The following is a 13,601-nucleotide window of genomic DNA, read 5'->3' on the forward strand; positions in this document are numbered from 1 at the left end:
GTGGGGGAAAGACGGTCATATTAGCAGGTGTCGGCAGCCCGTATTGGAAGAAGTCGAGCGGGTGGCGTCTGGCGGTGTAAGGATCGACGCGCCGGCGACGACACCTGCCGGGAATTGATGGATAATACCTGTGGCGGCTGCGATCCGGGGCTTCGCGTTGCTCAGCCCTCGGCTTTGAGTTGGCGATTCTTTTTGTAGACCATGGCGCAACCCACCGACCAGCAATGGCTCACGCGCATCCGCGCCGGCGACACGTCGGCGATGGGGGAGTTGCTGTCCGCTTATCAGGGTCGACTGTTTAACGTCTGTCTGCGGATGCTCTCGAATCGTGATGATGCGGCGGAGGTGACGCAGGAGGCGATGCTCAAGATCGTCCAGCACATCGAGGGCTTTCGTGGCAAGAGCCAACTTTCGACGTGGATGATCCGCATTGCGATGAACCAAGCGACCACCCGCCTGCGGCAGCGCAAACGTCGACTCATGCTCAGCCTCGACGGGCAGCGCAATGGCCACGCCCATGGCGACCAGGCCGACGCCCTTCGAGATACTTTGCGAGATGAGCGGGAACCTTCGCCCGCGGCGGGCGTCGAAAAGCAAGAGCAGCTGGCGCAGCTTCAGCAGGCGCTGGCGAAGCTGGAAGCGGATTTCCGGGCGGTGCTTGTGCTGCGGGATATTGAAGGGCTGGATTACCAGCAGATCGCTGACGTGGTCGAAGCGCCGGTGGGCACGGTGAAGAGTCGGCTGTTCCGGGCTCGGCTGGCGTTGCGGCAACAGTTGCAGGCGATGGAAGGTGATTCGGCCGACACACGTTCGCAGGCTCGGCCAGAGGTGCAAGATGGCTGACCGATACGACCCCGAAACCCTGCTCGCCTACATCGAAGGCGACCTGAGCGACGACGCCCGCGCGCGCTTTGAGGCGAAGCTGGCGGACGATGCGGAGCTTCGCCGACTGGTGGCGGGGCTGAAGCGCGACCGCGCGGCGATGCGCGACTTGCCAAGCGAGCCGCCGCCGACGGGGATGGTGGACGATGTGATGCAGCAGCTTGAGCGGCAGATGCTGCTCGGCTCGCCATCGGACGAGCCGATCCCGATCGAGTCGGCCAAACGGCCGCCGCGTCGGCATCGAGTTTACAAGGGGCTCGCTTACTCAGGTATCGCGGCGATCATGCTGCTCAGCGGTGGGTTGATTCTCTACACGCTGACGGGGACGGACGCGATCGAGACGGCCCAGCGGTTGGTGCAACTCGGGCAGACGCAAGAGTCGGCCAGGGATGTGGCCGACGGCCGCGATGTGCCCGCCGCTGTGGAGTCCGGTGAGCGTGCTGATTTAAGCGACCGGCCAATGGCATCGCCGGGCGATTTGACGATGGCGGATCGGGATGAGTCGCTGCTGGATGCGCCGACGACATTGGCCGAGCGTGCTCCAACTGCGATGAGGGCGGAAGCGTTGGCGATGGAGCGGGAGGCGGCGGCGGAACTGCGGCCGCAGCCAGAGTCGATGACGCTTGAGGCGGATGAACTGGTGCGGCCTTGGGAGCAGGATGGCACGCTTGCGTCGCGCTTACGGCTGAACGATGGCCTGCGGCTGGATCGCCCGCTTGAGGGGACGGGTGAGGCGATGGTGACGCGGGACGTGGATGCATTCGATGTCACGGCGATGCCTTCGGTGTCGGAGCCGCCGCCGCTGACGCTCGGCCATCGAGCGAGTGCGCTGCCGAGGGAGTTGTACGAGCTTTCGATCGGATGGGATGCGGATGCGGTAGATGTGGCCGAGGCGGTTGAAGTCGGCGATGCGGAAGTGACATTGGCGGACGATGCGGCCGAGTCGCAGCGCATACAGGTGAAGGTTGTCAGTGCCGACGTTGCTCGCACGCACGCGGAGTTGTCTCAGTGGGCGGCGGAGCAGGGGTCGGCGGTAGCGATGCATACAGGGACGACTACCGCATACACACGCGGCCTGGATGCATCGCGCGACGATGGGCCAGCTACCATGCGAACGCAAGCGCAGGAAGCGGACGCGGTGGGGGATGAGCATGTTGCGATGACATCTCCGACGCGTGTGCAGGTGGGCGAGCAGGTCGGCCGAATGCATCTTGAAGGGCGACAGTTGCCGGAGCTGCTCGCTTATCTGAACCGTGAGGATGGGCAGCAGCGGGCGGAATTGGTGTTTGGTGGTGGCGAGGGAATTATGCATTTGCCGCCGACGTCGCTCGCCTTGGATGAACTGGCGGAATGGTCGACGCTTCGGCCGCCGATGCAACAGGCGTCGCAGGTGCGGACTTGGATGGACATTGATGTTGTGATCTTGCCGTTGGATGGCGATGTGGCGGACGAGGCCGTCGACGCGTTGCCTGACGCGTTGCTTGAAGAGTTGCCTGACGATGCGCCTGACGAGTGATGGCGTGGGCGGCTGATTGGGGGCGTCATGGCGGCGCGTCAGTCGCTACCATGCGGACATGCTCGAACGGGTTTCCCATGATAATGGCGTGGTGTTTTATCGTTCGCCGAAGCTGGCGGCGATGGGGTTGCCGCACGCATTCAGCACGCGTGTCGGCGGGGTGAGCAAGGGGCGATTCGCTTCGTTGAACCTTGGCACGCTGGCCAAGGGCGAAGGCGGCGACAGCAATGCGATGGTCGCGGCGAATTTCCGTCTGCTGCGCGACGCGGTGGGGTGCCAGCGCATCCCGCGCGTCGAGGTTCGGCAGGTGCACGGCTGCGGGGTGTGGGTGCCCGATGCGGACATCGTCCACCCTCGGGCCGCGCCTGAGGCCGACGGGCTTGTGAGCACGCGACCGCGGCAACTGCTGACAATTCGCACGGCCGACTGCGTGCCGCTGCTGATGGCGTCAGACGATGGCAAGGTGATCGCGGCGGTGCACGCGGGCTGGCGTGGCGTGGTCGCGGGCGTCGTGCCCGAGGCGGTGCGGACCATGGTCGAGCAATGCAACGTGTCGGCGGAGCGGGTGATCGTCGCGATCGGCCCGCATATCAGCGTTGATCATTTTGAAGTCGGGCCTGAAGTGGCGGCCGAGTTTGACGATGTAGACCTTGGCCCGGCGGTGGTGCGCGACAATGGGCATCGGCCACATGTTGACATGCTCGAAGCGGTACTTCTGCAACTGGATCGCGTCGGCGTGATTCGCGACAACATCGATGTTACCGACTGTTGCACCTACGCCGACGCGGAGACTTTTTTCAGCCATCGTCGCGACGGCCCACCGACGGGTCGGATGGCTGCGATCATCATGCGGCCGTGAGTCGATCGCGGCTTCGCGAGCGCCTTGTCGGCAAGGCTTGTGCTACCCTATTGGCCGACATGACTCCGATCATCACCCGCGAGTTGCGTAAGCATTTCGGCAAGACCGTCGCTGTCGATGGCGTCGATTTGAATATCCGCGCCGGCGACCTGTTCTTCCTGCTCGGGCCGTCGGGCTGCGGCAAGACGACGTTGCTGCGCATGCTTGCCGGCTTCATCGACCCGACCGCCGGCTCGATTCACTTCGGCGAGCGTGAGGTAACGCATTTGCCGCCGAACAAGCGCAACACCGGCATGGTGTTTCAAGGCTATGCGCTCTGGCCGCATTTGAGCGTGGCGCAGAACGTCGGCTTCGGGCTGGACGTGCGCAAGATCAAGGGGGCCGAGCGTCAGCAGCGCATCGACAAGGCGCTGGACATGGTGCAGATGCGCAAGCTGGCGGACCGCAAGCCCAACGCGCTGTCGGGCGGGCAGCAGCAGCGTGTGGCGCTTGCGCGGGCGTTGGTGGTCGAGCCGACGGTGCTGCTGCTGGATGAGCCGTTGTCGAACCTGGACGCGAAGCTGCGGACGGAGATGCGCAGCCAGATCCGCGAGATCTGCAAGCGGGTGGGTATCACGGGTGTGTATGTGACGCATGACCAGAAAGAGGCGCTGTCGATGGCAGACCGCATCGCGGTGATGCGCGATGGACGGGTGATGCAGCTCGGTTCGCCGCGCGATGTGTATCATCGTCCGAGCAGCCGATTCGTGGCGGACTTTCTGGGCGCGACCAATTTCGTACCAGGCGAGTTGCGGGGGATGGAAAATGGTGTGGCTGTGCTCGAAACACCGCTGGGCAAGCTTGTTTCCGAAGTGTTTCCCGAAGACATGCCGGAGACGGGCAATGTTACCTGCTCGATTCGGCCGGAAGCGATGCACCTCGAACGTGTCAACGGCGAGGCGAACGGCGATGGCGTCGAAAAAAACACTTTCGCGGTCGATCGCCTTCACGCGACTTACCTGGGTGAAGTCGCGCAATATGATCTGATGGTCAACGATCAGCTACAACTTAAGGCGTACGAGTTGAACCCCCGGCTGATCGACCTGCCGGACGAAAAACTGCGTGTGCGGATTGATCCGGCGGACGTGGTGATTCTTCGCGATTGAATTTGAATATCGGCGTGTAGGTCAGCGTTTTCAGCGGAGGTAGGGGAGCATCGCCTTCCACGCGAGGTCGGCGTAGAAGCGGTGACCTTCCGGGCCGACGACGTGGCGGACATTGGCCTCGGCGTCGGCGGCGCGATAGATGGCTTTGAGGTCGGCGAACGCGCGTCGGGCGGGCGTGATCGGGAAGATCTCGTCCGTCTTGCCGTTGACAATCACCAGCGGCTTAGGCGCGAACAGACCGAGCACGTCGGCCATCTCCGCATCCTGCAGCAGGCCGGGAATGTAATTGTCGCTGCAGTGGTAGATCGACATGATCGAGTCGCGGAAGGTACAGAACGAGCAGGAGGGCATGGCCAGCTTTACGCGCGGCAGCAGCGCGGCGGCGAACGTGGTGATGGTTCCGCCACCGCTGTTGCCCATCACGCCAAGGCGGGACATGTCCATGTCGTCGCGGTCGGCGAGCAGGTCGATGCCGCGCTCCACGTCGTAGACCCGCTCGGCGGCGAGGGTGCGGCCGAGCATCATCGCGTGCATGACGGCGTCGTGACAGCCATGCTTCGCGACCATTTCCTGTTCCAACTCTTTACGTTCGCCGAACGACCGCTGTTCGATGCACAGGGCGGCGATGCCTCGACGGAGGCAGCCCAGGCCGAAGTCGCGATCGCCTGCGATTTCAATGGTCTTATCTTCATCGTCGATGGCAACGGCGATGCTGTTGTGCATGCCGGTGGAGTGCCCCTGAAGGCAGATGAATACCGGATGCGGCGGCTCGTGGCCGTGTGGCAGGCAGAGGTAGGCGGGCACGTCCGCGTCGGGCTCGCTGGTGAAGACGATCTTTTCGATCGTGCCCAGCTCGTGTTCTTTCTTCCAGAGGCTGCGCACGTTGAGGGGGCACTTTTCGCGGGGCATCTTGTCGTAGCCCAGCCGTTGGCGGAGCTTGCGGCGGAGGCGTTGCTGCCATTGGCGGACATGTCCGCCGTCGTATGCGAGCGCCGGGGATGTTTCTGCCATGAGGCGTTGATGAACGCGTGATGGCGAGAGGGCGAGTTTGGTTTTGGAAGCGATTCGACGAGGTGGGATTGTGCTGGTCATGGTGCATTTGATGGTAGCTGGCCCGATCGCAGATGCAACGTCTGCCCCGGTACAGGGGCATGCGGACAGTCGCCTAGAGTTGTTCGTGGGCGAACAGGAGTGGGAGATGGAGCCGAGGTTTCGCGGCCGACGGCTGTGGCAGTCGATCGAGCGAACGGGTCTGTTGCCGGCCGGGGTGTTCTTCGCTGTGGCGTGGTTTTTTACGCCGATCGGCGAGTTGGCGGAGTTCGATCCGGACGAGGGGGTGAACCTGATCAAGGCGATGATGCACGCGCACGGCTACGCGCTGTACGAGCAGGTGTGGTCGGATCAGCCGCCGCTGGTGACGCTGCTGCTGGCGCAGGCGTACGAGTGGGCGGGGCCATCGCTGGTCACGGCGCGGCTGGTGACACTGAGCTTCGCGACGTTGCTGGTCTGGGCGGTGTATCAGACGCTGCGGCTGCGTGTGTCGGTGGTGGCAGCGCTGGTTGGGGTGGTGTTGCTCGTGATTAGCCGTATGTATCTGCGGCTGAGTGTGTCAGTGATGATCGGCCTGCCGGCACTGGCGCTGGCGATGCTGGCGATCTACCTGCTATTGCGAAGTCGACAAGCGCGAAGCGAAGGGACGGCGGTGGTATTGCTCACAGCGTCGGGGGCGGCGCTGGCGCTGTCGATGCAGGCGAAGCTGTTTACGGCAATCGTGGTGCTGCCGATGGTGTTGGCGCTGATGATGCCGATGGGGCGCGGGGGGGGCGCGGGGGAAGCCCACGGATTGAATCCGTGGGCTTCGGGATGGGATGTGTGGAAGGCCGGTGTACGGCGCGTGGCAGTCTGGGCAGCGGCGGTGGTGGGAGTGTTCGGCGTGAGTGCGCTGATGCTCGGTGCGGTCGCGGGGGACCAGCTTGTGGGAACACACGTTGCGGCGCAGGGGCGGACGTGGGGCGATCAACTGCATGACCTGTACCGGCTGACGGGTATGGTCGTGCGACATGCGATTTATTTGCCGTTGGCAGTGGCGGCGGTGTGGTGGGCGTGGCGGCGGGGGGTGGCGGATGTGTTGCTACCGGCGGCGTGGTTTGTGCTGGCGGTGGTGCTGTTGAGCGTGCATCGGCCGCTGTGGTATCACCACATTCTGCTGTTGACGATCCCGCTGGCGTGGCTGGCGGGCTACGGCGTGCAGGCGTGGCTGGAGTGGGACGCGCTGCGTCAACGGCGGGTCGCGGTCGCGGCCGCGGTGGTGGTGGGGCTGGCGATGCCGTTGGCGACGCCGTTGCATCGGCAGTTGCACGAGGAGACATACGACTATCGCTTCGCGTTGTACGACGGGGTGGCGGCGGAGTTGGCGGCCGAGCCGATGGTGGGCAACCCTGTGCCGGGGTATGTGTTCACCGATCGGCCGACGTATGCGTACCTGTCCGGCCGACCGCTGCCGCCGGAGTTAGCCGTGCAGACGAGCAAGCGGTGGGAGGCGGGGCAGATCACGCAACAGCAGGTGGTTGAGATGATCCGCCAATACCGCCCGCGCCACGTCGTGCTCGAACGCTACAACGACGAGCAGTACGGTGACGCGTTGCAAGCGCATCTCGAGCAATACTACGAGCCTCATCGCAAGGTCCGGCACACGCGCAGTCACTTCCCGCCGCTGCGTCATCATGTGCGGCGGTCGTCGGACGAACCATAGCTGTGGCGATAGTGTGGTGAAGCGGTCGACCTCGGTTGACCTCAGCGCTGCCGTGCGCTGCCGGGCTCGTCGAGGAAGTTCACTTCGAGATAGCGGGCGACGTAGTCGATGATGCTCATCGCTTCAGGGATGTCGGGATTGGAGGTCGCGCCCATAGGTTCGAAGCGCATGCCTTTGAAGCGTGAGACGGCTTCGTGCAGCGGCAGGCCGTACTGAAGCGCGAGCGAGAACGCCCGGCAGTAGCCTTGCACCAGGCCGGAGAGGGTCGAGCCTTCCTTGGCCATTTTGATGAAGATCTCGCCCGGCTGACCATCGTCAAACAGGCCGATGGTGAGGTAGCCCTCGTGACCCATGATCTGAAATTTGTGCGTCACCGACTGGCGGACCGGCGGCAGGCTCTGGCGTTGTGCGACCATCCCTGGTTTATCCTCTTGAGGCGCATCCTTGCGCGGCTTGTTTGATTCGTTGGCCATCCACAAAGCTTAGCCGGTTCGTGCCACGCGGCAAATCACCGACTGTGTCTGCTATGATCGGCAATTCACCGCCTTTGACTGCAAAACCGCCCATGCCCGACCCCAGCCTGCCCCAGCTTCGCCGCCGTCTGCTCGCCTGGTACGGTCGACACCACCGCCAACTCCCCTGGCGCCCCACTCCCCAGTCTCAAATCCCAAATTCCAAATCCGAAATCCGAACTGCCAACCCCTACCACGTCCTCGTCAGCGAGGCGATGCTCCAGCAGACGCAGGTCGCCACCGTCATCCCATACTTCGATCGCTTCGTCGAGCAGTTCCCCACTGTGCACGACCTCGCCGCCGCCGACGAACAGCAGGTGCTCCGCCTGTGGCAGGGGCTCGGCTACTACCGTCGTGCACGCCACCTGCACGCGGCGGCCCGCGTCATTGTCGACCATCATGCGGGCCGTGTGCCCGACACGCTCGACGAGTTGCTCGCCTTGCCCGGCATCGGCCGATACACCGGCGGGGCGATCGCATCAATCGCCTTCGGCCGGCGCGCGCCGATCCTCGACGGCAACGTCGCCCGCGTGCTCGCGAGGCTGTTCGCCATTGATGAGCCAACCGACCAGCCCGCCACGCGCGATCGGTTGTGGCAACTGGCCGAGCAGGTGCTTCCGCGCAAAGCGGTGGGCGACTTCAACCAGGCGATGATGGAACTCGGCGCACTGGTGTGCACGCCGCGGCAGCCCGCTTGTCTTGTGTGCCCGTTGCAGACGTTATGTCTGGCTCAACTGGCAGGTCGGCAAGCCGAGTTGCCTCGCCGATCGATACGTCATGCGCCCAAAGCAGTACGGCATGTCATCGTCGCGATCGAACGGCGAGGCAAGTATCTCTTCGAGCAGCGGCCAGCCACCGGGCTGTGGTCGAACATGTGGCAGATGCCGACACATGAATCGCCCGACAGCGACGCGCCCGACAGTCTGCTGCCATGGGTCCGCGAGACATATGGTCTCACTTGTCAGTCGGCTGGCGACCAGCACGAATTCACCCATCAGACGACGCATCGCACGATTGCGTTTTCGCTCGTTCGGGTCCAGGTCGCCGCCGGCCGACTGCTGCCGAATCGCGGTGTGTGGCGGAAGCTCGACGCGCTCGACGACCTGCCGCTTTCCAACCCGCAGCGGAAGGCAGTGACAATGCTGGTCGGCGAGAAGCCCACGGCCTGAGGCCGTGGTGGGCGTCCGTGGCGATCATGTGCCGACGGTCGGGCTGCCTTGCACGTTCGCCGAGTCACGCCGCGTCATGCGATTGACCCGCACGCAGCCGCGCAAGCCGAACTTGCGCACCTGCCGCAGCCAGATCAACGGCGTCGCCGGCCGCGAGAGCAACAGTCGCAATACCCAGTATCGCAGCCGTCGGCTTTGCCCCAGCCACAACGTTGCCGCGAACGCTCGGCCGGCCATTCGCTGACGCCAGTTCTGGCGCGGCATCTCGCGATCGTACTTCGGCACGGGCTGTCCGCGCTTCAGCCGAGCGTCGATGCGAAGCTGCACGATATTGCGTTTCGCCGCCGCTGCCCGCTGATGAAACTGCACGTCGGCCGGGTCGGCCGGGCCGACGGCGAACGCCGGGTCATGCTGCATGAACTCGATCAGCCATCGCCCCGTCGCCGTCCGCGGCAGCGCGAGCGTATGGCCGCCTTCGTGCACGTAATGCCCGGTCGTGTTGTCACGGCCCCACGGGTCGCCCACCGTCAGGTCGGCCAACTCGTTGCCGAAGTCGTAACACAAATGGCAGCGCGGCTGCGTATAGAGGCTCATTAGGTAGTTGTACGCCCCGTCGCGAAAGTTGCTCTGATGCAGCGGTTGGTAGCTGCCATCTTTCAGCTTCGCCCGCATTACGCCCGGCCACGTTCCGCCACGAAACTCGAACCGCGACACCTGATCGCGATCAATCCCGTTCGCTCGCAGCAGGTCCGTGGTCGCTTCCGGATCGAAAGAACTTTTACACAACGGCCCGATCACAAAGCGAATCTTCCGCCGCAGTGACGGCAGCTTGGCCATCATCATCCGCAGACTGTGCACATGACACGCCACGCCCACCATCGCGAATCGCTCCGCTTTCGCGGTCTGGCCCTTCACATTGCCCTGCTTGATCACCTGCTGCATCGCCCGCACCATCGGCACTACCGTATACTTCGACCCCGCCACTTGCCGCATGGCCTCCGGCGTCCGCGCGATCATCGGCACGGCCTTCCACGGCTCGCGCGGGTCCATCCCCGCCACAATCGCACCGTCAATCTCGCCGGTCTCCAGCAGCCGAACGAGCAGTTGCGTCACCAGCCCGCCGCTCGCCCCCCGCTGACGCGTGTGTGTATCAACGGCGTGCACCAGGTGAGCGTCATGAAAACCGCCCAGAGGGTTGTCGTTGTCGGTCATCGACTGGTTGAGCTTGCCCTTGAGCATGTCCATCGGCAGCTTGTCGCCCGAGCAGACTCGCTCGCACAAGCCACATTCGATGCACGTCTCGGCGTTGACCTGCGGGTACTGATCGTCGCTCAGCGTGATGCATTGATCGACGGGGCAGATGGGCATGCACGCGCCACATCGATGACAGAGCCCGTCTTCGACGACGTGCTCAATGCTGTTGTTTGTAGCCACCATGGACGGACGCCGCTTCCTCTCCCTCGCAGCCTTGCCTTGCGCAGAAGGGTATGCGGCACCGCCGCCGAAACAACCTGTCATCGCATTGCCGTTTGCTCCCCCCACATCGGCCCCGTATAGTCGCGCTTTCTCATTCGCCGCGTCGATGGGTGGGCTATGCCAGCAGTGATCCGTCAATGTCATTTGAATCGTGTGGGGCTGGTACAGTTGTGTGCCTGCCTGTTGGCGTGGTTGGCTGCGCCGGCCTGGGCCGACACCGTCGTGCTCGACGCCGACGCCCACCTCGCCGCCCGCAGGGCCACCACCTGGCAGCAGGATCAGGCCGAGTACGTGCTGCTGGAAGGTGAAACCGCCTTCCAGATGGGGGCCTACGGCTTTCACGCCGACCGTGCCCTGGTCCGCATCGTCACCGAAACACGCGGCGAGCAGACCGTCCGCCACATGGCTGTGTATCTCGACGATGCCCGCCCGCTGGTGGGCGAAGGGCGTGCCCCTGTCGCAGCGGAGGCCGACCGCCTGCTGGTCACCGGCTCCACCGCCGCCCGCATTAAGCTCGAGGTCGACCTCAAGCGCGATGCTCAGCCATCGGGCGATGACCCGTTCGTCAACGCCGGGCAGTCGCGCATCGCCCGTTACGATCTGGATGCCACGCAACGCCGCGCCGCGGGCAGTCTCGCCCCGGCCACGCCGCCGCTGCTCGCCGCTCAACAACCGGCTCGGCAGGGCGGTTCACTCACGGACCCGCCGCCGGAGCAACCCACCGTCGAGCCCGCTCCGGAGCCAGGTGCACCGCGTGAGCCGGGACAGGCCGACGACTTGCCCGACCTGCCGGACGATCTTGCGACGCTTGAAGTAGACGAGCCTGAACAGCCGCGGGCGGACACGGTGTTGCCGACCACGGGCACGGTGCGTTTCCGTACCGAGCGGGTGGTGTTTGAGCGTGAGCCGGACGAGAGCGCGTTGATGCTCATCGGCGATGTTCGCCTGATCTACGAAGACGCCGCCGACGGCCGCAGCGTCGTGCTCCAGGCCGAGCGGGCCGTGATCTTCCTCGCCCCCGAAGCTGCCGACGACGCGATGGGCGACACCGCCTTCAACGCCGGGGCCGTGCAGGGCATTTACCTGGAAGACAACGTCGTCATCAGCGACGGCGACTACACCCTGCGAGCGCCGCGCATCTTTTACGACCTTCAGCGCGACCAGGCCGTCGTGCTCGACGCCGTGCTTTACACCTGGGACGTGCAGCGGCAGATTCCCCTTTACGTCCGGGCTGACAGCGTTCGGCAGACTTCGCGCACCAGCTTCGAAGCTCGCGGCGCGGTGTTGACGACAAGCGAATTCGCTCAGCCACATTTCGGCATCGGTGCCAACCGCGTCACGCTCGATATGGACCGCGACGAAGCCGGCGTCATGCGGCAGTACTTCTCCGCCAGCCACTCCACGCTGCGAGTCGCCGACGTACCGGTTTTCTACTGGCCCTACCTCGCCGGCGAGGTCCGCGCCTTGCCCATCCGCTCGGTCAGCGTCGGCCAGTCGCGACGGCGCGGCCTTGAAGTCGAAACGGCCTGGGACGTGTTCGCACTGCTCGGCCAGGAATCGCCCGACGGCATCGACCTCACCGCCAACCTCGACTACCGCGGCACGGGCGGCCCCGGCATCGGTGCGGAACTCGACTACAACATCGAAGGCGCACGCGGCCAACTCCGCGGCTACCTGCTGCCGACCGACTCCTCCGAAGACCGCTTCGGCCGACGCGTACGCATCGAGCAGGACAATGAAACCCGCGGCTACGTCCGCTTCGAACACCGCCAGACCCTGCCCGACAACTGGCACGCCGATCTCGAAGCTGCCTACGTCTCCGACGAAACCTTCCTCGAAAGCTATTTCCCCGACGAAGCCCATACCGCCAGGCCCTATCAGACCGCCATCTACCTGCTCAAGCAGGAGCCCGACTGGGCGTTCGACCTTCAAGCCAGCACGCAACTCACCGACTTCACCGAGCAACTCACCACGCTCCAAGCCCCCGGCTTCCAACTCGAACGCCAACCCGAAGTCGGCTATTACCGCACGGGCACGAGTCTCTTCGCCGACCGCGCCACCTGGTACACCGAAAACCGCTTCTCGCGCATCAAGGCCAACTTCGGCCGTGACACGCCCGCCGACCGCGGCTTCCGCGAGCAGCAGGCTCTCGACCTGTTCGGCACGCCCCCTGACGTTCGCTTCACCGACGCCGCGGATGCCGTCGGCTTCGACCAGGACTGGCGCCTCCGCGTCGACTCTCGCCACGAAATCAATGTGCCCATGGAACTGGGCCCGCTGAGCATCACCCCCTACGTCGTCGGCCGTGTCACCGCCTACGACGATGACTTCGAGGCCTACGCCGGCGAAGACGACCAGTATCGCCTCTGGGGTTCGTTGGGCACGCGCTTCAGCACGCAGTTTCAGCGCAGCTACGACCGCGTCGACAACCGCGTGCTCAACCTCAACCGCCTGCGGCACCTCATCGAGCCCAGCATCAACGTGTTTTACGCGGCCACCACCGTCGACGCCGGCGACCTGCCGCCTTACGAGGCCGACGTCGAAGATATCGCCGACGGCCCCGGCATCCGCCTCGGCCTGCGGCAGACCCTCCAGACCCAGCGTGGTGGGCCCGGCCGATGGCGGTCCGTCGACTGGTTTACCCTCCAGACCGACCTTGTCTTCCGCTCCAGCGACGGCAACCGCGACCGCCAGCCGCTCGCCCGCTTCTACGACTACCGGCCCGAGTTCGCTCGCGGCGGCAACCACTTCTACACCGAAGCCCGCTGGCAGGTCAGCGACGTACTCGGCACGATCGGCGACCTTACCTTCGACTTCCATGACGAGCAGGTCTCACAGTGGCGGCTCGGCGCGTCGCTCCAGCACACTCCCAGACTCAGAAGCTTCCTCCACTACCGCAACATCCGCCCGATCAACAGCCAGTGGCTCGGCTACGGCTTCACCTACGAACTCACCCGCAAGTACACCATCAGCGCCACCCAACGCTTCGACCTCCGCGAAAACGAATCCCGCAATATCGACTTCTGGCTCGAACGACGACTCCCCCGCGCCCGCCTCCGCTTCATCGCGTCGTTCGACCAGATCGACAACGAGCAAGTCTTCGGCATCTCCTTCACCCCCGAGGGCTTCGCCGCCCGCAACCCCTTCGGCGTCGGGCAGGGGGGATGGTAGCTGAGGGTTGCTGGTTTCTCGTTTCGGGTTTCTGGTTGTCCGGAACGAGAGACCCGAAACGAGAAACCAGAAACCCAAGTCCAAAAAAGGTATACTTCACGGCTCGACGCATTCCATCT

At 64.5% G+C, this 13,601-nt stretch carries 10 protein-coding genes; 7 read left to right on the plus strand and 3 right to left on the minus strand.

Annotated elements, in window-relative coordinates:
* The first annotated feature begins 201 nt into the window (after window positions 1-201).
* From ACERK3_05395 to ACERK3_05410, 4 genes are read left to right on the plus strand one after another with little or no spacing between them, the layout of a single operon-like run.
* Complete coding sequence (locus ACERK3_05395) at window positions 202-843, plus strand: RNA polymerase sigma factor (protein ID MFA9477727.1); 642 nt, start codon at window positions 202-204, stop codon at window positions 841-843.
* Window positions 836-2,398 carry an anti-sigma factor gene (locus ACERK3_05400; protein ID MFA9477728.1) on the plus strand — a complete coding sequence of 521 codons (1,563 nt, stop codon included), beginning with the start codon at window positions 836-838 and terminating at the stop codon, window positions 2,396-2,398. The genes ACERK3_05395 and ACERK3_05400 overlap by 8 nt, the downstream gene beginning before the upstream one ends.
* Window positions 2,399-2,456: 58 nt before the next feature.
* Window positions 2,457-3,257, plus strand: a complete 801-nt coding sequence (gene pgeF / locus ACERK3_05405; protein MFA9477729.1) for a peptidoglycan editing factor PgeF — start codon at window positions 2,457-2,459, stop codon at window positions 3,255-3,257.
* A gap of 59 nt (window positions 3,258-3,316) precedes the next feature.
* Window positions 3,317-4,402: an ABC transporter ATP-binding protein gene (locus ACERK3_05410; protein MFA9477730.1), complete on the plus strand. Its 1,086-nt coding sequence runs from the start codon at window positions 3,317-3,319 to the stop codon at window positions 4,400-4,402.
* Between the two features lie 30 nt (window positions 4,403-4,432).
* Here the strand turns inward: ACERK3_05410 and ACERK3_05415 are convergent, their stop codons facing one another.
* The gene (locus ACERK3_05415; protein MFA9477731.1) at window positions 4,433-5,494 is read right to left on the minus strand and encodes an alpha/beta hydrolase family protein; all 1,062 of its coding nucleotides are present in this window, start codon (window positions 5,492-5,494) and stop codon (window positions 4,433-4,435) included.
* Window positions 5,495-5,579: 85 nt separating this feature from the next.
* On the opposite strand from ACERK3_05415, the gene ACERK3_05420 reads away from it, so the two are divergent.
* Window positions 5,580-7,154 carry a glycosyltransferase family 39 protein gene (locus ACERK3_05420; GenBank protein MFA9477732.1) on the plus strand — a complete coding sequence of 525 codons (1,575 nt, stop codon included), beginning with the start codon at window positions 5,580-5,582 and terminating at the stop codon, window positions 7,152-7,154.
* Window positions 7,155-7,195: 41 nt separating this feature from the next.
* Here ACERK3_05420 and ACERK3_05425 read toward each other — a convergent pair whose 3' ends face one another.
* Window positions 7,196-7,570 (minus strand): hypothetical protein, encoded by a 375-nt coding sequence (locus ACERK3_05425; protein MFA9477733.1) that lies wholly within the window; start codon window positions 7,568-7,570, stop codon window positions 7,196-7,198.
* 149 nt (window positions 7,571-7,719) lie between these two features.
* Between ACERK3_05425 and mutY the strand changes: the two genes are divergently transcribed.
* On the plus strand, window positions 7,720-8,835 hold the full coding sequence (mutY, locus tag ACERK3_05430) for an A/G-specific adenine glycosylase (protein MFA9477734.1): 1,116 nt from the start codon (window positions 7,720-7,722) through the stop codon (window positions 8,833-8,835).
* A 24-nt stretch (window positions 8,836-8,859) separates the two neighbouring features.
* On the opposite strand, the gene ACERK3_05435 is transcribed toward mutY, so the two are convergent.
* Window positions 8,860-10,203, minus strand: a complete 1,344-nt coding sequence (locus tag ACERK3_05435) for a Coenzyme F420 hydrogenase/dehydrogenase, beta subunit C-terminal domain (GenBank protein ID MFA9477735.1) — start codon at window positions 10,201-10,203, stop codon at window positions 8,860-8,862.
* A 225-nt stretch (window positions 10,204-10,428) separates the two neighbouring features.
* Here ACERK3_05435 and lptD point away from each other — a divergent pair, with 225 nt between their 5' ends.
* The gene (gene lptD / locus ACERK3_05440; GenBank protein MFA9477736.1) at window positions 10,429-13,482 is read left to right on the plus strand and encodes an LPS assembly protein LptD; all 3,054 of its coding nucleotides are present in this window, start codon (window positions 10,429-10,431) and stop codon (window positions 13,480-13,482) included.
* The last annotated feature ends 119 nt before the right edge of the window (window positions 13,483-13,601 follow it).

It is taken from the genome of Phycisphaerales bacterium AB-hyl4, assembly GCA_041821185.1.
Lineage (GTDB): Bacteria > Planctomycetota > Phycisphaerae > Phycisphaerales > Phycisphaeraceae > Natronomicrosphaera > Natronomicrosphaera hydrolytica.

Bases quoted from the DNA above. Each gene is read 5' to 3' on its own strand.
- ACERK3_05395 (MFA9477727.1), top strand. From the start codon at position 202: ATGGCGCAACCCACCGACCAGCAATGGCTCACGCGCATCCGCGCCGGC.
- ACERK3_05400 (MFA9477728.1), top strand. From the start codon at position 836: ATGGCTGACCGATACGACCCCGAAACCCTGCTCGCCTACATCGAAGGC.
- pgeF (MFA9477729.1), top strand. From the start codon at position 2,457: ATGCTCGAACGGGTTTCCCATGATAATGGCGTGGTGTTTTATCGTTCG.
- ACERK3_05410 (MFA9477730.1), top strand. From the start codon at position 3,317: ATGACTCCGATCATCACCCGCGAGTTGCGTAAGCATTTCGGCAAGACC.
- ACERK3_05415 (MFA9477731.1), bottom strand. From the start codon at position 5,494: ATGACCAGCACAATCCCACCTCGTCGAATCGCTTCCAAAACCAAACTC.
- ACERK3_05425 (MFA9477733.1), bottom strand. From the start codon at position 7,570: ATGGTCGCACAACGCCAGAGCCTGCCGCCGGTCCGCCAGTCGGTGACG.
- mutY (MFA9477734.1), top strand. From the start codon at position 7,720: ATGCCCGACCCCAGCCTGCCCCAGCTTCGCCGCCGTCTGCTCGCCTGG.
- ACERK3_05435 (MFA9477735.1), bottom strand. From the start codon at position 10,203: ATGCCCATCTGCCCCGTCGATCAATGCATCACGCTGAGCGACGATCAG.
- lptD (MFA9477736.1), top strand. From the start codon at position 10,429: ATGCCAGCAGTGATCCGTCAATGTCATTTGAATCGTGTGGGGCTGGTA.